Here is a 21,452-nt window from a genome sequence, read left to right as displayed (position 1 = left end):
TTCGGGCCCCGATCCTCAATCAAAGGTGCCAGTGACGCGCCCCAACAGCATGAAGGCGCGGGCGGTGCGGGTTTCGGCCAGTTCCGCCACTTCCTGATCGCTGGCGTTCTGCTCGAATTCCACGAAGGTGCGGTCGAACTGGCGCAGGAAATGATGCGCCGCGTCGCGGAAGATCGTGTCCGTGCGCATCCGCCCCGAGGTCAGCGCCAAGGACGAGCGATCCCGCACGCCACCCAGCGCCGCGATCTCGCGGCCGCGCTCGCCCTTGGCGAAGCGGCGCCACAGCTCGGGCCGGGCGCGGTCGGGTTTCAGATCGTCCATGTAGATGCCGTCCTGCGCCAGCAGGTTCAGCACGTCCTGCGCGGCGCGCAGCAATTTCGCCATCGTCCGGTCTTCGAGCGCAAGGCGCAGGGCGCGGAAGCCCTCCTTGTCCTCGGCATTGTCGGGGAACTGCATCGCGCGGATGAAATCCGCGACCGAAACCGGCGGCTTGAGGTCTTCGGCCGGTGTGCCGAGCGCAAGCGTCGGCTGGTCGTCAACCGGAACCGCGGGCTTCGGCGTGGGCAGTGCCGCCTTGCGATCGGCCGGGGGGTGGGCGGCGGCACTGTCGCGCCGGGTCGAAAAGGTCGCCAGCGCCGATTCCGCTTGCCGCGCGGCGATCGCCACCTCGTCGAGCTTCTTTTCCAGCGCCTGACCGCCGCGGATCTGGGTCTGGTTGAGCCAGGCCGAGCGCATCGCCTCGAGTGCGACCTTCAGCGCCTGCGCCTCGGCGCGCATCTCCTGCGCGGTGCGGGCGGTGACGGCGGCGACCCAGATCATCACCACCGGCAGCACGACGCCCACCACCGTCATCACCAGCGAGGCGGCATTCAGCCCGGTCGCATCGCCCGAGGGCATGAAGAGCCAGAACGCACCCACAAGCGCCAGCCAGAGCGCCGTCAGCCCCCCCGCGACCCATTCGGTGCGGTTCGACGGCACAGCAGACGGCAGCGGCGCAGGCGACCATGCCACCGCACCGCTTTCAGGGGTCTTGCGCTCGGACTGGGGCTCGCCCATCTCGCCATCCTTGACCGGGGTCCGCTTACAGGAAGCGGACCGACAGGATCTCGTAACTGCGCTGCCCGCCCGGAGTGCGAACTTCGACGCTGTCGCCTTCGTCCTTGCCGATCAGCGCGCGCGCAAGGGGGGACTTGATGTTCAGAAGACCGCGTTCCAGATCGGCCTCGTGTTCGCCGACGATCTGATAGGTGCGTTCTTCGTCGGTATCCTCGTCGACAAGCGTCACCGTGGCCCCGAACTTGATCGAGCCCGACAGCTTCACCGTGTCGATCACCTCGGCCCGGCTCAGAATCGATTCGAGTTCCTTGATCCGACCCTCGACGAAGCTCTGCTTTTCACGGGCGGCGTGATACTCGGCGTTTTCGGAAAGGTCGCCATGCTCGCGGGCTTCGGCGATCGCCTTGATGACGGTCGGCCGTTCCACGGACTTCAGCGTTTTCAGTTCCTCGTCGAGCACGTCGTAACCGGCGCGCGTCATCGGTATCTTTTCCATGGAGGTGCTTGACCTGTGCTGGCTGACAATTCTTCTTCTTAGCCCTGTGAGGTAAATCCGCCAAGCGGGTCCGGTGTCAAGGGTGGCAGGGCGTTTTCCGCCGACCGGGTGCCGCATCCGGGCGGGCGTGTCTTTTCTGCAGATGCGAAAGATTGTTGCGTCGCGGCGCTGCGTAACAATTGCTTCATGTTCTCATTCGCGTTACCACGTCGCCGGAACGCGCTGCTGCTGCCTGAACGAAGGAGCCCCCCGATATGGCCGAAATCGAACGCGAGTCGATGGAATACGATGTGGTGATCGTGGGGGCCGGTCCGTCGGGTCTTTCTGCGGCGATCCGGCTCAAGCAGATCGACCCCGATCTGAACGTGGTCGTGCTCGAAAAGGGCTCGGAAGTGGGCGCGCATATCCTTTCGGGCGCCGTTCTGGACCCGCGCGGGCTGAACAAGCTCATTCCGGACTGGAAGGAAAAGGGCGCGCCGATCAAGACGCCGGTCAAGGAAGACAACTTCTTCCTGCTGTCGGCGGCCGGTCAGACCCGGATCCCGAACTGGCCGATGCCGGGGCTGATGTCGAATCACGGCAATTACATCGTCTCGATGGCGAATGTCTGCCGCTGGCTGGCCGAACAGGCCGAGGGGATGGGCGTCGAGATTTTCCCGGGCATGTCCTGCTCGGAACTCGTCTGGGACAAGGACGCGAACGGCAAGGACCGCGTCGCCGGGGTCGTCGCGGGCGAGATGGGTCTGGCCGCGGATGGCACGCCCGGTCCGAACTACGAGCCGGGCATGGAACTGCGCGGCAAATATGTCTTCCTCGCTGAAGGCGTGCGCGGATCGCTTTCGAAGCAGCTGATCGAGCGCTACAACCTTTCGGACGGCAAATGCCCGCAGAAATTCGGTCTGGGCATGAAGGAAATCTGGGAGATCGACCCGAAGAAGCACCGCGAGGGCACCGTCAGCCACACGATGGGCTGGCCGCTCGACCACAATGCGGGCGGCGGGTCGTTCATCTACCATATCGAGAACAATCAGATCTACATCGGGGTCGTGGTTCACCTGAACTACCAGAACCCCTATCTGTCGCCCTACATGGAATTCCAGCGCTTCAAGCACCACCCGATGGTCGCGCAGCTGCTGGAAGGCGGCAAGCGCGTGGCCTATGGGGCGCGGGCGATCTCGGAAGGCGGTTGGCAGTCGATCCCGAAACTGACGGTGCCGGGGGCCGCGCTCTTGGGCTGCTCGGCTGGCTTCGTGAACGTGCCGCGGATCAAGGGCAACCACAATGCGATGCTCTCGGGCATTGCCGCCGCCGAAGCCGCCGCGAAGGCGATCAAGGCCGGGCGCGAGGGCGACGAACTCGTGGATTACGAAGCCGATGTGCGTTCGGGTCCGATCGCGAAAGACCTGATCCCGGTGCGCAACGTCAAGCCGATGTGGTCGTGGTGGGGGATCTGGGCGTCGATGTTCCTCGGCGGGCTCGACATGTGGACGAACTCGCTTTTCGGCTTCTCGTTCTTCGGCACGCTCAAGCACAAGAAGACCGATGCCGCCCATACCGGCAAGGCGAAGGATTTCGCGCCGATCGACTATCCGAAGCCGGATGGCAAGATCAGCTTCGACCGGCTGACCAACGTCAGCTTCGCCTTCACCAACCACGAGGAAAGCCAGCCCTGCCACCTGCGGCTGAAGGACCCGTCGGTGCCGATCGCGGTGAACCTGCGCGACTATGCGGAACCGGCGCAGCGCTACTGCCCGGCGGGCGTCTATGAAGTGCTGGGCGAAGGCGATCAGGCCCGCTTCCAGATCAACTTCCAGAACTGCGTGCACTGCAAGACCTGCGATATCAAGGACCCGTCGCAGAACATCACCTGGACCACGCCGCAGGGCGGCGACGGCCCGAACTACCCCAATATGTGAGTCTTGCGCGTCACATCGGCGTGTTGCGGGGGAGGCGAATGCCTCCCCCGATTGCTTTGCACGATGGGCCTCGCTACCTTTTGCGGCAGCCCGAGCATAAGGACCCATCCGTGCCCTTCCTTTCGAGACTTTCGCCAGCCCTGTGCCTGATCGCCACCCTTGGCCTTGGCGTGACCCTGCCTGTCACCGCCGCCCGGTCCGAGGATGACGGCGCCTATCTGGCGGCGCAGGCCGCATCGATGGACAACAACTACGCCGAGGCGACGAAATATTATCAGCGTCTGCTGGCCGACGACCCCACCGACGGGCGCGTGCAGGAGGGTCTGCTGATCAGCCTCCTGTCGCTGGGCGATGTCGATGCCGCCCGCGATCTGGCCGCCCAAATGGTCAAGGCCGAGAAACCCTCGCAGGTGGCGGTGCTGGTGATGCTCGCCGATGCCGCGAAATCGGGGAATTTTGCCGCCGGGGAAGCGCTGCTCGCAAAGGGCGGCGATGCCGGTCAACTGGTGAGCGGGCTTTACAAGGCCTGGGCGCTGGCCGGGGCGGGCAAGATGTCCGAGGCGATGGACGGCTTCGAGAAGCTGGGCAAGATCGACGGGCTTGACGGCTTTGCGGGCTATCACCGGGCGCTGGCTTCGGCGCTGGTCGGCGATTACGAAAGCGCGGAAGCGATCTTCTCGGGCAAGTATGCGGATTACTTCAACAGCACCCGGCGCGGGATTCTGGCGCATGTGCAGGTGCTCTCGCAGCTGGAACGCGACCCGGATGCGATCGCGCTGATCGACAAGGCCTATGGCGCGGCGCTGCCGCCCGAGATCGCCGCGATCCGCAAGCAGCTTGAAGCCGGGGAAACCCTGCCCTTCACCCGGATCGGATCGGCGCGCGATGGCGTGGCCGAGGTGTTCCAGTCGGTGGCCCTCGCCCTGAATGCGGATTCGTTGCCCGGTTTCGCGCTGATCCACACGCGGCTGGCGCTCTGGCTGCGGCCGGACGACGTCGATGCCGCGCTTCTGGCGGCCGACATCCTGGAATCGCAAGATCAATTCGACCTCGCGATTTCCGCCTATGCCGAAATCGGCCCGGACAATCCGGCCTTCTACGCCTCAGAACTGGGGCGCGCGCAGGCGATGGTCTCGGCAGGGCGTTCGGATGCGGCGATCGAGGTGCTGGAGCAACTCAGCCGCACTCATCCCGACCTGCCCAATGCCTGGTCCTCGCTCGGCGACACGCTGCGCCATGAAGAACGCTATGCCGAGGCGGCGAAAGCCTATGACAAGGCGATCGCGCTGAATGGCGAACCGCGCCCGGAGGATTGGGGCCTGTGGTATTCCCGCGCCATCGCGCAGGAGCGGTCTGGCGCGTGGAAAGAAGCCGAGAAGGGCTTCCGCGAGGCGTTGAAACTCTCCCCCGATCAGCCTGTGGTGCTGAATTACCTCGGTTATTCCTATGTCGAGAAACGCGAGAACCTGAAAGAGGCGCTCGAGATGATCGAGAAGGCCGTCGCCGGGCGACCGGATGATGGCTACATCACCGACAGTCTGGGCTGGGCCTATTACCGGCTGGGCCGCTACGAAGAGGCGGTGGTGCAGATGGAAAAGGCGGTCGAGTTGACCCCCGCCGATCCGCTGCTGAACGACCATCTGGGCGATGTTTACTGGGCCGTGGGCCGCACCCGCGAGGCCGAATTCCAGTGGCGCCGGGCGCTCAACCTTGGTCCGTCGAATGATCTGGATCTGAACCGTGTCCGCCGCAAGCTCGAGGTCGGACTGGATGTCGTGCTGAAGGAGGAAGGTGCAAAACCGCTGCACCCCGAACATGCCCAGAATTGACGTCTTTGCCCCCGCCAAGGTGAACCTTGCCCTGCATGTCACCGGCCAGCGCGCCGATGGCTATCATCTGCTCGACAGTCTTGTCGCGTTTTCCCCCGTGGGCGATGCGCTGACGCTCGCCCCGGCTGACGCGCTGGTGCTGAAGGTCAGCGGCCCCGAGGGCGCTGCCGTGCCGGAAGGGCCGGAGAACCTTGTTCTGAAGGCCGCGGCGCTGTTTGGCGTGGGCGCGGCGGTGACGCTTGAAAAGTGCCTGCCCGCGGCGTCCGGGATCGGCGGCGGCTCCTCCGATGCGGCGGCGGCGCTGCGCGGCATGGCGGCGCTGACCGGCCAGCCCCTGCCCGATGCGGCCGCGGTGCTGAAACTCGGGGCCGATGTGCCGATGTGCCTTGACCCGCGCCCGGCCCGCACCCGCGGCATCGGCGAGGATCTGACCCCGGTCGCCCTGCCCCCGCTTCCCGCCGTGCTGGTCAATCCGCGCGTCGAGGTGCCGACGCCATCGGTCTTCAAGGCGCTGACGGTGAAGGACAACCCGCCCCTGCCCGAGATCCCCGCCTTTGCCGATGCGGGCGCCTGCATTGGCTGGCTTGCGGATCAGCGCAACGATCTTCAGGCCCCGGCCGTGGCGCAGGCGCCGGTGATTGCCGAGGTGCTGGCCGTGCTCGCCGCCCTGCCCGGCTGCAAGCTGGCGCGGATGTCGGGATCGGGGGCCACCTGCTTTGGCCTCTTCGGCTCGGAAGCCGAGGCGGAAGCGGCGCAGACTGCCCTTGCGGCAAGCCACCCGGGCTGGTGGAGCGCGCATGGCAGCCTTGGCGATCAGGCGCAAAAGGCGGCGGCCACCGTCAGGTGATCGCCGCGATCAGCCCGAGATAGCCCAGCAGCGTCGCGACCAGCACGAGGCCGAAGGGGAATTTCTTGTGCCCCCAGCTGGCCCAGTCGGGCGTTGCCGCGCGCACCGCCGGGATCGCCCGGGCGATGCGATGGGCCGCAAAGCAGAGGATCAGGCAGGCCTGCAGCAGCAGGATCGCCAGCATCACCCGCCCCGGATCGGCGGAAAAGAACGGTGCGGCTGCAGCGGCGAATTTCACGTCGCCCATGCCCACGCCCAGCGCGATGTTGAGCAAGAGCCCGATGACAAGGATCACCGGCAGATGCACCCAGCGCCACATCCAGACCTCGAGCGGCAGGACCAGAAAGCCCGCGACCGCGAAGACCGCGACCAGCGCCAGAACCGCGACGTTGCGGATCTTCATGAATTTCAGGTCGGTGTAGATCACCCAACCGCAGATCGGCAGCACGGCGACGAACAGCGCCAAGGCCGCCTGCGAGACGCTCAGACCCAGCATGTCAGCCCCGCTTGCCGCCGGCATCAAGCGCTTCGAGCGCCCGCGCGGCTTCTTCGAAATAGACCGGCGAAGTATCGACCGCGTCCTGCAACAGGCCCTTGCCGATCGCCACGTCGCCCTGCTTGATCGCCGAGAGCGCGGCCGTATACAGCAGCTTCGCGCGCTCGGTCTGGGTCATGTCGACGACGGGAAGATCGTATTTGTGCTGCGCCGCCCGCGCCATCACCAGGTTGTTCTTCGTGGTGAAAGAGGCGGAATCATAGGTCAGCGCCTCGGAGAAAAGCTTTTCCGCGCCCTTGGCATCGCCCCGGGACAGCTTCGAGAAGCCCCAGTTGTTCAGCACGCTCGACGGCCGCGTCGTCAGCCCGACCGCGGTTTCATAGAAGCTGTCGGCCTTCTTCCAGTTCTTCTCGCTGTCGGCCACCATCGCCTCGAGCTTGTAGCGCTCGAAGGTTTCGTGCGTCGGCGGAATGGTGTTCAGCGTCGCCTTGGCCTCATCCCATTTGCCCGCGCGGATCTGCGCATCGGCCAGCGAAACCTTGTCGTCATTATTCGCCGCGGGCATGGCAAGGACGCGGTTCCAGACCCCGATCGCCGCATCGGCCTGCCCGGCCCGCACCATCGATTTGGCGAGCCCGCGTTGCAAATCGATCCGGTCGGGGTGTTCGCTCGTGGCACGGGTGAAATAGCTTACCGCCTCGCGCGGGTCGCCCACCGTGAGCATGATGTCGGAAAGGTTCGTCGCATCAACCGCGTTGACCGAGTCGAGCGCCTTGTTGACCTCGGCCTTTTCGCTGCCCATGCAGCCGCCAAGAACAAGCGCTCCGCCCGCAAGGGCGGCCAGAAAGATCGGGTGGCGCATGTTTCTGCGTCCTTTTGCTCGTGCCTCACTGCTCGGTCAGCAGAAGGTACTCGCCCACCCCCCGCCGGACCAGCTTGAACGGTCTGTCCGTCGGCGGATCATAATCAGGTTTCTCTTTTTTTGCGAGAGCCAGACGCAGGTTTTGCCGGATCGAGTCCGAATCGCCACTGTCGAGCCCATAGGCGATCTGGAAGACCCGCGCCGCCTCGGCCGGGTGGCCCTGCTCCATCAGCACGACGCCAAGGTTGTTCCAGGCGGGCACGAAGCGTTCGTCCTTTTCGGTGGCACGGCGCAGGATCTGTTCCGCCTGCCCCAGACGGCCAAGCTTCAGGTCCGCCGAGCCGATGGCCGAAAGCACGTCGACCGTCGCGCCCTTTTCCGCCGCCGCGCGGTAATAGGCCTTGAGCGCGAGTTCATATTCCCCCGCCTCCATCAGCCGGTGCCCGACCAGAAGCCCGTCCACCCCGTCGCCCTCGGCCGCGCCGGGCGCAAAGGGGCTGCCCTTCGATGCGCCAAGGCCGCCCGACATGCAGGCGGCCAGAAGGCAGAGCGACAGTGCCGCGCCCAAAGCGCGAAAGGAAAGGCCCATGGATCACATCTGACTGAAGGCTTTGAAGTTTTCCATCATATCATGGACCGAGGGACCGACAAGGATGATGAGCAGCGGCGGCACGGTGAAGAGCATCGTGCCGAGCGTCATCTTGGTCGGGATCTTGTTCGCCGCTTCCTCGGCGCGCATGATCCGCTTGTCGCGCATGTCGGCCGCGTAAAGCCGCAGCGCCTCGGCAATCGAGGTGCCGAACTGTTGCGACTGGATCATCACGGTGACGAAGGAGGCGACATCGGGAACGCCCGAGCGATCGGCAAAGGCGCGCAGCACGGAAGGCTTGTCGAGACCGGCCTTGATCTCGTGGGCGACGGTTTCGAATTCCTCGGCCAGCGCGGGATAGGAGGTGGCGAGTTCCTTCGACACCCGGATGATGCCCTGATCGAGCGATTGGCCCGCCTCGACGCAGACCAGAAGCATGTCGAGCGCATCGGGAAAGCCGTTCTGCATCTCGGCGGTGCGGGCATCGACGCGCTGGTTCACCCAGCGGCGCGGCGCATAATAGCCAAGCACGGCCGGGCCGATGATCGCCAGAACCGCCTTGGTCGAGTCGAGCGGCACTTCATGCCCGGCATTGTAGGACAGCACGTAAAGCACGCCGAGCAGCAGAAGCCCGATCGCCAGCGCGAATTGCACGGCGTGGAAATGGCGCACCGCATGCGGGCCGCGATAGCCCGCCTTTTGCAGCCATTTCCGGCTTTCCGACATCTCTTCCTTGCTTTGCGGCTCCAGAAAGCCCGCGAATTTCTCCAGCTTGTCGGGGCCGGAGGTGTTGCGCAGCTTCTGTCCCTTCTTCGCCGCCGCCTGCTGGGCGCCGCCGGGGACACCCCCACTGGCCGCCACGCTCTTGCGCAACTTGTCGAGCGGGTCTTCGCGTTTCGACAAGAGCGCGGGCAGCGCCGCAAGGATCAGGACCGCGCCAAGGCCCGCAACGACAATGACCGGGCCCATCGGGCCCAGCATGTTGGTCAGCGTCTCGGTGATCGCACTCAGGGACATTCCGGCCTCCTCACACCTTGATCGTCGTCATGACCTTCATGAACAGCATGTTCGCCCCGAGCAGCGCAAAGACGATCAGCGCGGCCGGAATGAACGAAGGCGTGTCCTTGACCCCGTCGTAATAGTTCGGCGAGACCACCTGGATCACCACCAGCACCGCAATCGGGAAGCCCGACAGGAAGATGCCCGACCATTTCGGCTCGGCGGTGATGGCGCGGACGCGGCGGAACAGCCGGAACCGCGAGCGGATCACCTTGGCCAGACCTTCCAGCACCTCGGCGAGGTTGCCGCCCGAGGTCTGCTGGATCGACACGGCGACGGCGAGGAAGCGCAGATCCTGCATGTCGAGCCGTTCCGCCAGATCACGCAGACAATCGACGACGTTGCGGCCATAGGCGGCCTCGTCGGCGATGATGCCGAATTCGGTGCCCAAGGGATCGGGGATTTCCTTTGCCACCGCCTGAATCGCCGAAGCGAAGGGATGGCCCACGCGCAAGCTGCGCACCATCAGCTCGACCGCATCGGGCAGCTGTTCCTCGGCCAGTTTCAGGCGCTTGTTGGCCTTGCCGTTGATCCAGAAATAGACCCCGCCCACACCCATCAGAACGGCCAGAGCGGCCCGGACCGGGGTCGAGGCTTGTGTGCCGAGCGTCAGACCCAGAAAAGCCACGAAGCTGACGAGCGCCATCACCCCCATCAGCGCGGGGGGCGAGAAGGCGATATTGGCCTTTTGCGCTTTCGAAGCGAGCAGCGAATACAGCGGGATGCCCTGCGCATTCGAATGCTGCGTCGCTTCCTTGCGGAGTTGCTCCAGCACCTGTTCGCGCCGCTGCCCCTTGTCGAGCATCTCGAGACGGCGGTTCACCCGGTTGTTGAGCGAGATCGACTTGCCGAAGACGAGCAGGTAGATGCCCTCGACCAGCAAAAGCACGGCGACGAAGATCAGACCATAGATGATCGGCGTGGCGGAAATGATCATGCGTGCTTCCCTCGTCAGTCCTGAACCGGTTCGTAGATCGAGGCGGGCAGGTCATAGCCCCATTGCCGGAACCGGTCCGAATAGTGGCTGCGCACCCCCGTGGCGGTGAAGCGGCCGATGATCTTGCCATCCGGCGCAAGGCCAAGCCGTTCGTAGCGGAAGATTTCCTGCATCGAGATCACGTCGCCTTCCATCCCCGTCAGTTCGGTGATCGAGACCATCCGGCGCGAGCCGTCCTGCAGACGCGAGGCCTGCACGATCAGGTTGACGGCGCTGGCGATCTGGCTGCGCACGGCCTTGAGCGGCATTTCGATGCCCGCCATCGCCACCATGTTTTCCAGACGCGAGATGCCGTCGCGGGCGTTGTTGGCGTGGATCGTCGTCATCGAGCCGTCGTGGCCGGTGTTCATCGCCTGCAGCATGTCGATGACTTCCTCGCCGCGGGTTTCGCCGACGATGATCCGGTCGGGACGCATCCGCAGCGCGTTGCGCAAGCAGTCGCGCTGGGTCACGGCGCCCTTGCCCTCGACGTTCGGCGGACGGCTTTCCATCCGGCCGACATGGGTCTGCTGCAGCTGAAGTTCGGCCGTGTCTTCGATCGTCAGGATGCGTTCGGAGTTGTCGATGAAACTGGACAGCGCGTTCAGCGTCGTCGTTTTCCCCGAGCCCGTCCCGCCCGAGACGATGACGTTCAGCCGCGTTGCAACCGCGGCTTGCAGATAGGCGGCCATTTCCTCGGTGAAGGCACCAAAGCGGACAAGATCGTCGATCGCGAGCTTGTCCTTCTTGAATTTCCGGATCGAGACGAGCGAGCCATCGACGGCGATCGGCGGCACCATCGCGTTGAAACGCGAGCCATCGGCCAGACGGGCGTCGACATAGGGGTTGCTTTCATCGACGCGGCGGCCCACGGCCGACACGATCTTGTCGATGATCCGCAGCAGGTGCTTTTCATCCTTGAAGGTGACATCGCTGAGCTGCAGCTTGCCGAAGCGTTCGACGAAGATCTGGTTCGGGCCGTTCACCAGAATATCGGAAACGGTGTCGTCCTTCAGAAGCGGTTCAAGAGGCCCGAGGCCCATCACCTCGTCGTACAGCTCCTGATGCAGGCTTTGCCGCTCGGCGGTGTTCAGGGCGACCGACATTTCGGTCATCGCCTCACCCGAGATCGCGGCGATCTCGGATTTCAGCTCGGCTTCCGAGGCATGTTCGAGCGCGGCAAGGTTCAGGTTTTCCAAAAGGCGCTTGTGCAGCTCGACCTTGAGCTCGCCCATCCGTTCCTTGCGCTTGCGGTCCTTGTCAGCCGCCGCCACCTGCGGCGAAACCGGGGCCCCCGGCATCACCTTGCGCTGCACGGATGCTTTCGGGGCCTCGGCGGGCGCGGCAATCGGCGCCTTGGCCGCGACCGGAGCCGCGGGAGCGGCGGCAGATCGGGGGGCAAGGGCAGCGGGTGTGGGCGCACCGGTGGCGGGTTTCTTGTAACGCGAGAACATGGGCTAACTCCGGAGAGCCGTTCAGGCCGTGGCGGCCTCGGTGGCGCGGGTCAAATCGGCGATGGACTGGGCGAGCTTCTGGATTTCCTTGCGCAAGGGCGCCTTGGCCGCCGAGAGCGCCAGCGGAAGACCGTGATCATTCGCCTGCGTGACGATGCGGCCACAATCCGACAGCATCAGCTCGATCGAAATATCGAGGCTTTCCGCCAGCCGCTTGACCCGGGACTTGCCCGAAAGATCGGTGAATTTCGGCGCGCGGTTGAGCACGAAGCGCAGCTTCTCGATCGGCAGGTTTTCCGCCTTGAGCGCGCGGATCATCCGCAAGGTGTTCTGCGCCGAGCGCATGTCGAGTTCCATCAGCGCGAAGTAAAGATGCGCCTGGCTCAGCACCGTCTCGGTCCAGCTGACGACGGTGCTCGGCATGTCGATCACCACGAAGTCGAAGTTCGACCGCGCCATCTCGATGATGCGCGAGATATCTTCGGACGTGACGATGTCGAGCGGCAGCATCTCGGAGGGGGCGGTCAGCACATGCAGCCGGTCGTTGAAGGTCAAAAGCGCCTGATTGAAGCTTTCGACATCCATATGGGCGGTGTCCTGCAGCAGTTCGAACACCAGATCGCGGCGCGGCAGGTCGAGATAGGTGGAGGCCGAGCCGAATTGCAGGTCGAAGTCGAGCAGGCACACCCGCGGCGGCTGCACCGGCGCCTTTTTCGAGGCCTCGGGCGAGGCCAGTTCCCAGGCCAGGTTCACGGCGAAGGTCGTCGCCCCCACCCCGCCTGACAGGCCATGCACCGGCAGCACGACGCCATCGCGCCCACCGGTGTTCTTGAAGCTCGGCGGCGCCGCGGGAACGGCGGGCATCTCGGGCGGCAGGTCGGATTGGCCGAGACGCTCGATCGCCTCGTGCAGCGCGCCTTCGGGCAGCGGATAGGGCACGAAGTCATCGGCGCCAAGGCGCAGCAGCTGGTGCAGGGCGATCGGGCTGACTTCCTCGGCGATCAGGATCACCCGGATGCCCTTTTCCTTGGCGGTGCCGATGATGCCGGAAATCCGCGCCAGATTGTTTTCGTCTTCGCTGTCGACGGCGATGGCGACGAACTCAAGCATCTCGGCGTCGGGTTGATTGAGGAAGACCACCGCATCCTCGAAGGTCAGGTCGCCCCAGCTTTCGCCAAGCTCGGCTTCCATGTCCTCGATCAGAAGGTCGAAATTCGAGACGTCCCGCGATACCGTGCAGGCCACGATCGGCGCCGGTTCCGGAGAAAGAATTGCTGCTGCACTCATTGCCTCGGTCCTTTGTTACGCATTCCGTGACGTGAACCGGGGGGAAACAACGACCGGCACAGCCACGAAAGGGGCACGACTCAGCGGACGTGCCATTTCCTGCCTCCCCAAGGTCGCGACCAATCTGGGCGACATTTGGGCCGGATTGTTCCAATTGTGGGATTATTGGCGACGATCAACGAAACAAGCGGGCCTTGTTGCCAAAGCCCGCCTGCAAACCGGAATACCTGACCAAGTTACTTGGACGACCCGCCGCCGCCACCGCCGCCGGTGGCGCTGCCCGTCGAAAGCGTGATCGTGCTCTCCGTCGCCGCCGAGGCGACGTATTCGCGGAACACCAGCTCGGCATATTGGCCGTTGAGATATTGCGTGTTGCGCTTCACCAGCCCCGAGACCTCGGTCACGGTGCGGCGGTTCTGCACATTCGGACCCGGATCGTAGACGAGCGGCTGCGTCTTGCCATAGGACACGACCGCCTCCAGCCGCGCGCGGGAAATCCCCTGCCCGGTCAGGAAGGTGACCACGGCCTTGGCACGGCGCAGGCCCAGCGCCTTGTTGTAGCCATCCGAGCCCACAAGATCGGTGTGACCATAGACGCGGAATTTCACCTCGGGGAACTGTTTGATCCAGTTCGCCTGCTGCACCAGCGCCGCCCGAGCCGTGCCGTCGAGCACATCGGAGTTGAAGGCGAAGTTGACCGTGTTGGGCACATCTTGCGCAAACTTGCGGGTCAGGCTGATGGCGAAGTCGCGCTGCCCCGTCATCACCAGCGTGTTGTTCATCGTGGCATTGCCGAAACCGCCGGTTTCATACTGGCTGCCCACTTCCGAAGTCCCGCATCCTGCCAGCGCCAATGCGCCCGCCACGATCACCCAATAGCGCATGGTCTGGCCCCTACCCTGCATCCTCTCACTCCATCACATAGCCATAGGAGCCGGAAAAGTCCTGCTTGGCAACTTCGCCCGCGGCACCGCCTTCGGTCTTGCCGCGCAGGAAAAGCTCGGATTCGCTCGGCAGCCTGACGCGGTCGGTCGGCAGCGCCAGCGCCTCACCATGCGTGGGCGTGACCAGATGCGGCGTGATGATGATGACAAGTTCGGATTGCTTGCGTTCGAACGCGGTCGAGCGGAACAGCGAGCCCAGCACCGGTACGTCGCCCAGCCACGGGATCTGGCTGTTCAGATCGTTGAAATCGTCCTGCAGCAGGCCGGCGATGGCGAAGCTTTCGCCATCACGCATCTCGACCGTGGTCGAGGTCTCGCGGCGTTTGAAGGCGTTCACGGTGGTGCCGTTGTTCGTCATCGTCACCGAGGTGTCGATGGCCGAGACGGCCGCCGCAATCTCGAGGTTGATCAGATCGCCTTCGACGACGCGCGGCACGAAGGTCATCTCGACACCGAAGGGCTTGTATTCGATCGAGACGCCGTTGTCGGACACCACCGGGATCGGATATTCGCCACCCGCCAGGAACTTGGCCTGCTGGCCCGAGAGCGCGGTCAGGTTCGGCTCGGCCAGCGTGCGGACCATGCCCTTGCTTTCAAGCGCTTCGAGCAGCACGCCGAATTCCATGTTGCCGACGGTGAAGCCAAGCCCCAGCGCGCCCTGCGTGCTGCTGGAGATCGGGAAGGTGCCGTCGCCGCTGGAGGGGAAAGCATTCGCCAGCGCGCCGTTGGCGGTGAAATTGCCGGTGCCGGTGCTGACGCCCGTCTGGGCATTGCCACCGCCAACCGTCCCTTTCATCGCCAGAGACGAGGCGAGGTTTTTCGACACCGAGCGCTGCATCTCGGCGAAGCGGACTTTCAGCATCACCTGCTGCGTGCCGCCGACGTTCATCAGGTTCGAAACCCGGTCGCCCGCATAGCGCTTGGCCAGATCAAGCGCGCGGTCGAGCTTCGACGAAGACGAGACCGTGCCCGACAGCACGATGCCGTCGTTGGCGGTGCGGACCTCGATATTCTCGCCGGGCAGGATCTGCTTCAGGCGTTCCTTGAATTCGGCGATGTCGGGGGTGACCTGCACTTCGACGTTCGAAAGCAGCGCGCCATCCGCGCCCAGAACCGTCATCGTCGTGCGGCCCGGAACCTTGCCCAGAACGTAGATCGTCTTGTCCGACAGGGTCGTGACGTCGGCGATACCGGGGTTGGCAATCGACAGTTCAGAGAACGGCTTGTCGCTTTCCACAACCACGGCCCGGTTCATCGGCACAGCGAGCGGTGTGCTGCCGGTGCCCGAGACAATGCGCAGCGTTTCCGCGAACAGCGGGACCGAAACACCGGACGCGAGCGCGACACCCATCGCGCAAGCGCCGAAGAAACTCTTCATATTCATGGTGATCCTGCCTCTCCGATCACGCTGCTCTACCCGGATCTGACGCCCGGTATCGGTGATTTTCACCGCTGTGGCACTGACAATGCCCTAGTGTTTGATTTTTTGCAAGAATCAACCGTTTTTGCGGCCCCTTTCCTGCGGAATGTGCCCAAGCCGCATATCCGCCGCGGCCCCGGGCAGGGGGCTCGGCACTCAGTTCTTGCAGGGGATCGGGGTCTCGACCAGTTCGGTGCCCTTGCGCATCTTCACGGTGCAAACCCGTTCGGCTTCGACTTTCACCGCTTCTTGCGCCTGAATGCCCAGAAGCTTGTTGCGGTCGATCTCGATCGCACCCGGATCGGAGGTGTTCTGCATCCCCACGAGCGAGAGCGTCAACTCGCCGGTGCCTTGCGCCAACGTCAGGGCCGCCACCTGTTCGGGCGTCACCTCCGCCGTCACCGTGGCGGCGACCTTGGTTTCCTCGGAACGGTCGGCATCGGCGCTCTGGTCGATCGCGATCAGACGCAGGCTGGTGTCGATCAGCTTCGTCACCCTTTCACCATTCACCTCGCCCGACCAGTAGACGTCGACGCGATCGCCCGGCCGCAGGAAGCCCGAAACCCCGGTCGTCGCGTTCACCGAAATCGTGAAGGCGCGCATGTTCGGCGACAGGTTCGCCATGATCCCGGCATCGACGCCGGGCGCGGTGATCTTGTTCGCGAGGATCGCCTCATACGCATCATAGGAGCGCAGCGCGGCGCGCGGACGGGTTTCGCCGCCCGGGAAGACCGAGGCCGCGAGCGCCTCTTCGGGCGCCCCAAGCGGCGTTGCCACCAAATGGAAGATCCCCTCGGGAAGATGGCCCTCCTGCATCTTGATCACACCGAGATCGGCGGCGGTGAACCGTTCCCCATAGGCCAGCGCCCGGCGCAGGATCACGACATCGACCAGCTTCGGCGCATTCGCCTGCTCGGCCACAAGCATGTCGCGTTCGTTCTGGAATTGCGAGATCTGCTGCTGCGCCATGTAAACGGCGGCACCGGCAAGGGCGACACCCAAAACCAGCACAAGAGCGACAATCATGCGCATCGGCTCACCATGTTCCTTTCAAGGCCGAACCTTCGGCCAAAATACTGTTCCGGACACTCGACGTGAATTCGGGCAATTTCATGGCCTCGGGGAAGCCGCTGAGGCGGTGCAGCAAACCGCATTGCAACTCAGAACGTGGTGATCACCGATTGCGAGCCGATGTAGGATGACACATTGCGCGCGACGCTGCCGGAGTTCGTCCAGACGATCCCCCCGGCAAGCATGCCCATTGACACGACGGCCGCAGTGAGCACGACCCAATCGACCGTGATCGCGCCGTCTTCTTCGCAAAGGATCCAGGTCCAGCCTGCTGCTGTCATGCTCTTCCCCATTCTTGTGCTCCATGCGGCCTGCGGCATTCCAACCCGGCTATGCACGGGCAAGGCGGCGTAATTGGGGCAGATCGACGCATTTTTTTCGGCGAAATCCGAACTCGGTCGATCTGCACCGATGCGGGGCAGCCCGGGCCGCCCCGCTCGGGTCCGTCAGCTCAAAAGCTGGTCTTGACCGAGGCCGAGGCCAGATAATTGCCGACCTTGGTGCTCAGAGTTCCGGTCTTGGTGCGCACGATGCCAAGCGCGGCTGCGCCGAGACCGACAACGGCCGCCGTCAGCACAACCCAATCGACTGTCACGGCGCCGTCTTCTTCGGCGCGGATCTTGCGGGCAATTTTGAAGAATTTCATATCGTTAACTCCTGTTACCAAAGACGCGTGAAACCGGTTTTCTGCCAATGCCGGTTCCAACCCGGTGCTTATGGTATCGCCACAGAAAACGACCTTAATAAGGCATTAACGAAATTATTTCGCGTCAGGGTTGCATCGCGTTTCCAGATAGCATCGCCCCGCAGACCCGCAAATGGAAAGGCCGCCTTGCGGCGGCCCCTAAAGCCCATGGGCAAGGCTCAGAAGCTCGTGTTGACCGACGCCGAGGCGAGGTAATTGCCGATCTTGGTGGTCAGCACGCCGGTCTTGGTACGCACCAGCGTCAGCGCAGCAGCCCCAATTCCGACGACAGCAGCAGTCAGCACGACCCAATCCACAGTCACGGCGCCCTCTTCCTCGGTGCGGATCTTGTGGGCAATCTTGAAAAATTTCATCTCGTCTCTCCTGAAGTCGTGTGGATGCGGAGCTGCTGGAAAATGCCAAGCGGAATGCCTCGCGGATGGACGAAGCCTGCCGAAAAATGATGACGTTAATAAGGCCTTAACGGTTTTTCTTTCAGGCGGGTGAGGGCCGCCGGAAATGCGAAAGGCCGCCTCGAGGGCGGCCCTTGCGATCCTGGCCTTGCGACGGGATCAGAAGCTGGTGTTCACCGAGGCCGAGGCCAGGTAGTTGCCGACTTTGGTGGTCAGCGTGCCGGTGTTGGTGCGCACAAGGGTCAGCGCAGCAGCGCCGAGGCCGACGACGGCGGCGGTCAGCACAACCCAGTCAACGGTCACGGCGCCGTCTTCTTCGGTACGGATCTTGCGGGCGAGTTTGAAGAAGTTCATCGGAAGTCTCCTTGAGTTCAGGTTTGCCGCGCTGCTGCCGGGCTTCGCTATCTCCAGCCTCGCGGGATGGGTTCTTTGTGGCGGTGAATCGTGACGTGATTGGGGCGGAAGCGGTATATCTTCGCGGCAAGGCCAAATCCGTCTTGGAGTAAATTAAACATTAACCATTTCGGTGGCCGGGCCGTTCTGACGACGTGGGTCAGGCAGAATCGCAACGCCGATTCCCACGGCGCCAAAAGCGAAAAGGCCACCTCGAGGGCGGCCTTTGCGATCTTCGTCTTGCGGCGCGATCAGAAGCTGGTGTTGACCGAAGCCGAGGCAAGGTAGTTGCCGATCTTGGTGGTCAGCGTGCCGGTGTTGGTGCGCACGAGGGTCAGCGCGGCAGCGCCGAGACCGACGACGGCGGCCGTCAGCACAACCCAGTCAACGGTCACGGCGCCGTCTTCTTCGGTGCGGATCTTGCGGGCGAGTTTGAAGAATTTCATCGGGGATCTCCTTGGTTGTCCGGTTCGACGAGCTGTCCGCCGCGGTGTTGGCTGGGTATCTTCCGTTCCCCTGCATCGCGGTATGGAGACTTTCTGCCGTCGAATCGTGGCCCGATTGGGGCAGCTTCCAGAAATCTTCGCGGCGACAGAAATTCGTTAAGAAGGTACTAACAAAACAGCGCCGCGCGCGAAAATTGTCCAAGCCCGTTTCGCCGGGGCCAGCCAGCGCCGACCCGCCCGCAAAGGGTCTCAGAACGACGTATTGACCGAGGCGCTGGCCAGATAATCGCCGACCTTCGTGCTCAACGCGCCGGTGTTCGAGCGCACCAGCGTAAGGGCCGCCGCGCCAAGGCCGACCACCGCCGCGGTCAGCACCACCCAATCCACGGTCACGGCACCATCTTCCTCGGAACGAAGCATACGGGCAAGTTTGAAGCAGGTCATCGCGTTTCTCCTGATCTCTGCGTTGCATTCATGGTTGTGCAAGTCGGGTGAGTTCGCCTTTCGGGCGTGTCGATTTCCGGCCCGGATCGTGGCGCGATTGCGGCGCAACGATGCCATATCCAAGACAGGTTAACCGCCATCCCGCCCCTGAAGTACCGGCAAGACCAAGCCTTCGTGCAACACTTCGGCGCCAAAGCACGGCCGTTTTCCCGGGGAAATCGCGTTTTCCTTGGTTTTTCAGCCGATTTCGGGAATAGTGACCGCAACCGGCACCAGCCGGACAAAGGGTCCAAAATCGGACCGCAAGAGCAGGATCGCGCAAATGCGCCGTATATTTGTTGTCAGTCTCGCCCTGAGCGCGACCGTTTCGGTCGTGCCGGTTTTCGCTGAGATCGGCCCGAAAACGCCGACTGTCCACCATTTCGAGCCGCGCCGCGTGCTGCCGCCGAAGGCGGGGCAGACGCGCTTTCTCACCATCCAGATCGACCCCGAGGAACAGGCCGCCGCGCTGGCGGCGCAGGCCGCCCAGCCCTTCGCGCCGATCACCGCAACGCCGCCTCCGGCCCCGGGCGCGGCCTCGACGCGGCCCGCCGATGGCGGGTCGGCCTCTTATGCCTGGTTCTGGAGCGTGGTGTCGCCCAATCTTGCGGATCGCTCGGGACGGTTCCAGCAGGCGCTTGACGCGCTGACCATGGGGCCGGGCGGGCAGGCGGTTCGGGGGCCGCGGCTGGCCAATCTGCAGGCGATCGCACAGACGCATGGCCGCGACATCCTTGCGGCGACGATCGGCACCGAGGTCTCGCCGGCGCTGGTGCTTGCGGTGATCTCGACCGAGTCGGGCGGTCAGGCGGATGCGGTCTCGCATTCGGGGGCAGTCGGGCTGATGCAGCTGATCCCGGCCACGGCCACCCGCTTCGCCGTCGCCGACAGCCGCGATCCGGGCCAGAACATCAAGGGCGGCGTCGCCTATCTGGACTGGCTGATGAAGGAATTCGACCGCGATCCGCTGATGGTGATCGCCGCCTACAACGCCGGGGAAAACGCCGTGAAGGGCAATGGCGGCGTTCCGCCCTATGCCGAGACGCGCGATTACGTGCCCAAGGTGCTGGCGGCCTGGCAGGTGGCGCGGGGGCTCTGCCTGAGCCCGCCGGAATTGGTCACCGACGGCTGCGTCTTCGCATCGAAGGGATGAGAATGAGCAACGACAAACCGCTGGTGCTTGATGTCGACGGCACCTTCCTGACCACGGATCTGCTCTACGAGGGGTTCTGGGCCGGTCTTGGCCGCGACCCGATCGGCACGTTGCGGCTTGCGGCGACCTCTTTTGGCGACCGCGCCCGGCTGAAGGCGGAGTTGGCCGCGCTGGTACCGCTGCGCACCGATCTGATGCCGGTCAATGCCGCCGTCGCCGAGGTGGTGATCGAGGCCCTGCACGAAGGACGCGAGGTCTGTCTGGCCTCGGCCTCGGATCGATCGCTGGTGACACAGCTGGCGGCGGATCATGGCCTGTCCGAGCGGGTCTTCGCCTCGGATGGTCGGGTCAATCTGAAAGGGGCGGCCAAGGCCGGGGCGCTGGTGCGGGCCTTCGGGCCGCGCGGCTTCGTCTATGCCGGCAACGAGGCCACGGACATGGCGGTGTGGGAACATGCCGAGACCGCGGTGGTGGTCGGGCATGTCTCCGAGGCGAATGCCCTGCCCGCGCGCGGCATCGGGGTGGTGAACCTGCCCGGCGGCTGGACACCCGCGTCGCTACTCAAGGCGATCCGGCCGCATCAATGGGTGAAGAACGTCCTTCTGCTCTTGCCGATGATCGCGGCGCATCGCTTCGATGCCGCGACGCTGCTGCCGATCCTGTTCGGCATGATCGCCTTTTCCTTTGCCGCCTCCTCGATCTACATCGTCAACGACCTGCTCGATCTCGAGGCCGACCGGCTGCATCCGACGAAGTGCCACCGGCCCTTTGCCTCCGGCGCGGTGCCGATCAAGGTCGGGATGATCGCCTTCCTCGGCCTTGCCGCCGCGGCCCTTGGCATCGCGGCGGCGCTGAACGCGAGCTTCTTCGGCATCATCGTGCTCTACATGATCACCTCGCTCGCCTATTCGCTGAAGCTGAAGCGGATGCGCTGGGTCGACATCACCACCTTGGCCGCGCTGTACACGATCCGCGTCGTGGCCGGGGCGGCAGCGGGCGTGGTCGATGTCTCGATCTACATGCTGATCTTCATCTTCCCGATCTTCCTCAGCCTTGGTTGCGTGAAGCGGCTGACCGAGTTGACGCTGGCCACGAATGACGAGCCCCTGCCCGGCCGCGGCTATGGTCGCCCGGATCGGGGCGATCTGCTCAACGTCGCCGGGATCGGCGTCGTCGGCGCGCTGGTGATCTTCTTCCTCTATTCGATCTCGGATCAAGGGCGGATGCTTTACCCCGACACCTGGCTTTTGTGGCTGGCGATGCTGCCGATGGGCTGGTGGCTGGTGCGCATGGTGGCACTTGGCTGGTTCGGCAAGCAGGATTACGACCCGATCGTCTTTGCGCTGCGCGACAAGTTCGGGCTCGGCATCCTGATGATGACGCTGAGCCTGATGTTCTGGGCCGCGGGCCTTTGGGCGAAATGGTTCGGGATGGGCGGCTGATCTCGCCGCAGCGGCGGGGGTTTCACACCCCCGCACCCCCGTGGGATATTTCCGGCAAGATAAATGGAAAGCTTCCGGCCCCTTTATCTTGCCCCAAATATCCCGGGGGGAGGCGAAGCCGGGGGGCAGAGCCCC

23 protein-coding genes are annotated in these 21,452 nt (G+C 64.2%); 5 read left to right on the top strand and 18 right to left on the bottom strand.

The window, feature by feature from the left end; genetic code table 11:
- Positions 1-15: 15 nt before the first annotated feature.
- On the bottom strand, positions 16-1,056 hold the full coding sequence (locus tag C8J30_RS06865) for a hypothetical protein (protein ID WP_110804966.1): 1,041 nt from the start codon (positions 1,054-1,056) through the stop codon (positions 16-18).
- A 25-nt stretch (positions 1,057-1,081) separates the two neighbouring features.
- Positions 1,082-1,552 (bottom strand): transcription elongation factor GreA, encoded by a 471-nt coding sequence (gene greA, locus C8J30_RS06860; protein ID WP_181420797.1) that lies wholly within the window; start codon positions 1,550-1,552, stop codon positions 1,082-1,084.
- Between the two features lie 254 nt (positions 1,553-1,806).
- On the opposite strand from greA, the gene C8J30_RS06855 reads away from it, so the two are divergent.
- From C8J30_RS06855 to C8J30_RS06845, 3 genes are all read left to right on the top strand, one after another.
- Complete coding sequence (locus tag C8J30_RS06855) at positions 1,807-3,468, top strand: electron transfer flavoprotein-ubiquinone oxidoreductase (protein WP_110804965.1); 1,662 nt, start codon at positions 1,807-1,809, stop codon at positions 3,466-3,468.
- Positions 3,469-3,578: 110 nt separating this feature from the next.
- On the top strand, positions 3,579-5,297 hold the full coding sequence (locus C8J30_RS06850; protein ID WP_110804964.1) for a tetratricopeptide repeat protein: 1,719 nt from the start codon (positions 3,579-3,581) through the stop codon (positions 5,295-5,297).
- On the top strand, positions 5,284-6,144 hold the full coding sequence (locus C8J30_RS06845; protein ID WP_110804963.1) for a 4-(cytidine 5'-diphospho)-2-C-methyl-D-erythritol kinase: 861 nt from the start codon (positions 5,284-5,286) through the stop codon (positions 6,142-6,144). Before C8J30_RS06850 ends, C8J30_RS06845 begins: the two co-directional genes overlap by 14 nt.
- Here the strand turns inward: C8J30_RS06845 and C8J30_RS06840 are convergent.
- The 16 genes from C8J30_RS06840 to C8J30_RS06765 form a co-directional block, all read right to left on the bottom strand.
- Positions 6,137-6,640, bottom strand: coding sequence for an A24 family peptidase (locus C8J30_RS06840; RefSeq protein ID WP_110805032.1), 504 nt, complete (start codon positions 6,638-6,640; stop codon positions 6,137-6,139). The two genes, C8J30_RS06845 and C8J30_RS06840, sit on opposite strands and share 8 nt — an antisense overlap.
- A gap of 1 nt (position 6,641) precedes the next feature.
- Positions 6,642-7,502 carry a tetratricopeptide repeat protein gene (locus tag C8J30_RS06835; RefSeq protein WP_110804962.1) on the bottom strand — a complete coding sequence of 287 codons (861 nt, stop codon included), beginning with the start codon at positions 7,500-7,502 and terminating at the stop codon, positions 6,642-6,644.
- Between the two features lie 25 nt (positions 7,503-7,527).
- Positions 7,528-8,091: a tetratricopeptide repeat protein gene (locus C8J30_RS06830; RefSeq protein WP_110804961.1), complete on the bottom strand. Its 564-nt coding sequence runs from the start codon at positions 8,089-8,091 to the stop codon at positions 7,528-7,530.
- 3 nt (positions 8,092-8,094) lie between these two features.
- Positions 8,095-9,108 carry a type II secretion system F family protein gene (locus C8J30_RS06825; RefSeq protein WP_110804960.1) on the bottom strand — a complete coding sequence of 338 codons (1,014 nt, stop codon included), beginning with the start codon at positions 9,106-9,108 and terminating at the stop codon, positions 8,095-8,097.
- A 10-nt stretch (positions 9,109-9,118) separates the two neighbouring features.
- Positions 9,119-10,087, bottom strand: a complete 969-nt coding sequence (locus C8J30_RS06820) for a type II secretion system F family protein (protein WP_110804959.1) — start codon at positions 10,085-10,087, stop codon at positions 9,119-9,121.
- A gap of 14 nt (positions 10,088-10,101) precedes the next feature.
- Positions 10,102-11,580, bottom strand: coding sequence for a CpaF family protein (locus C8J30_RS06815; RefSeq protein ID WP_110804958.1), 1,479 nt, complete (start codon positions 11,578-11,580; stop codon positions 10,102-10,104).
- Positions 11,581-11,601: 21 nt separating this feature from the next.
- On the bottom strand, positions 11,602-12,867 hold the full coding sequence (locus C8J30_RS06810; protein ID WP_110804957.1) for an AAA family ATPase: 1,266 nt from the start codon (positions 12,865-12,867) through the stop codon (positions 11,602-11,604).
- A gap of 236 nt (positions 12,868-13,103) precedes the next feature.
- Complete coding sequence (locus C8J30_RS06805; protein WP_245909717.1) at positions 13,104-13,751, bottom strand: OmpA family protein; 648 nt, start codon at positions 13,749-13,751, stop codon at positions 13,104-13,106.
- A gap of 25 nt (positions 13,752-13,776) precedes the next feature.
- Positions 13,777-15,195 (bottom strand): type II and III secretion system protein family protein, encoded by a 1,419-nt coding sequence (locus tag C8J30_RS06800; RefSeq protein WP_110804955.1) that lies wholly within the window; start codon positions 15,193-15,195, stop codon positions 13,777-13,779.
- A gap of 192 nt (positions 15,196-15,387) precedes the next feature.
- A complete protein-coding gene (gene cpaB, locus C8J30_RS06795; RefSeq protein ID WP_110804954.1) occupies positions 15,388-16,263 on the bottom strand; it encodes a Flp pilus assembly protein CpaB in 876 nt (291 codons plus the stop codon).
- Between the two features lie 128 nt (positions 16,264-16,391).
- A complete protein-coding gene (locus tag C8J30_RS06790) occupies positions 16,392-16,583 on the bottom strand; it encodes a hypothetical protein (RefSeq protein ID WP_110805031.1) in 192 nt (63 codons plus the stop codon).
- Positions 16,584-16,753: 170 nt separating this feature from the next.
- Positions 16,754-16,948 carry a hypothetical protein gene (locus C8J30_RS06785; protein ID WP_110804953.1) on the bottom strand — a complete coding sequence of 65 codons (195 nt, stop codon included), beginning with the start codon at positions 16,946-16,948 and terminating at the stop codon, positions 16,754-16,756.
- Between the two features lie 218 nt (positions 16,949-17,166).
- Positions 17,167-17,361: a hypothetical protein gene (locus tag C8J30_RS06780; RefSeq protein ID WP_110804952.1), complete on the bottom strand. Its 195-nt coding sequence runs from the start codon at positions 17,359-17,361 to the stop codon at positions 17,167-17,169.
- 198 nt (positions 17,362-17,559) lie between these two features.
- Entirely contained in the window at positions 17,560-17,754 is a 195-nt protein-coding gene (locus C8J30_RS06775) for a hypothetical protein (protein WP_110804951.1), read from the bottom strand.
- 290 nt (positions 17,755-18,044) lie between these two features.
- The gene (locus C8J30_RS06770; protein ID WP_110804950.1) at positions 18,045-18,239 is read right to left on the bottom strand and encodes a hypothetical protein; all 195 of its coding nucleotides are present in this window, start codon (positions 18,237-18,239) and stop codon (positions 18,045-18,047) included.
- Between the two features lie 249 nt (positions 18,240-18,488).
- A complete protein-coding gene (locus C8J30_RS06765) occupies positions 18,489-18,683 on the bottom strand; it encodes a hypothetical protein (protein ID WP_110804949.1) in 195 nt (64 codons plus the stop codon).
- Between the two features lie 322 nt (positions 18,684-19,005).
- Between C8J30_RS06765 and C8J30_RS06760 the strand changes: the two genes are divergently transcribed.
- Entirely contained in the window at positions 19,006-19,875 is an 870-nt protein-coding gene (locus C8J30_RS06760) for a lytic transglycosylase domain-containing protein (protein ID WP_110804948.1), read from the top strand.
- A gap of 2 nt (positions 19,876-19,877) precedes the next feature.
- Positions 19,878-21,317, top strand: a complete 1,440-nt coding sequence (locus C8J30_RS06755) for a UbiA family prenyltransferase (protein ID WP_110804947.1) — start codon at positions 19,878-19,880, stop codon at positions 21,315-21,317.
- The last annotated feature ends 135 nt before the right edge of the window (positions 21,318-21,452 follow it).

The sequence above is a fragment of the Rhodobacter viridis genome (genome assembly GCF_003217355.1).
GTDB classification, from domain to species: domain Bacteria; phylum Pseudomonadota; class Alphaproteobacteria; order Rhodobacterales; family Rhodobacteraceae; genus Rhodobacter; species Rhodobacter viridis.
This window is presented reverse-complemented; position numbering and strand designations above follow the sequence as displayed.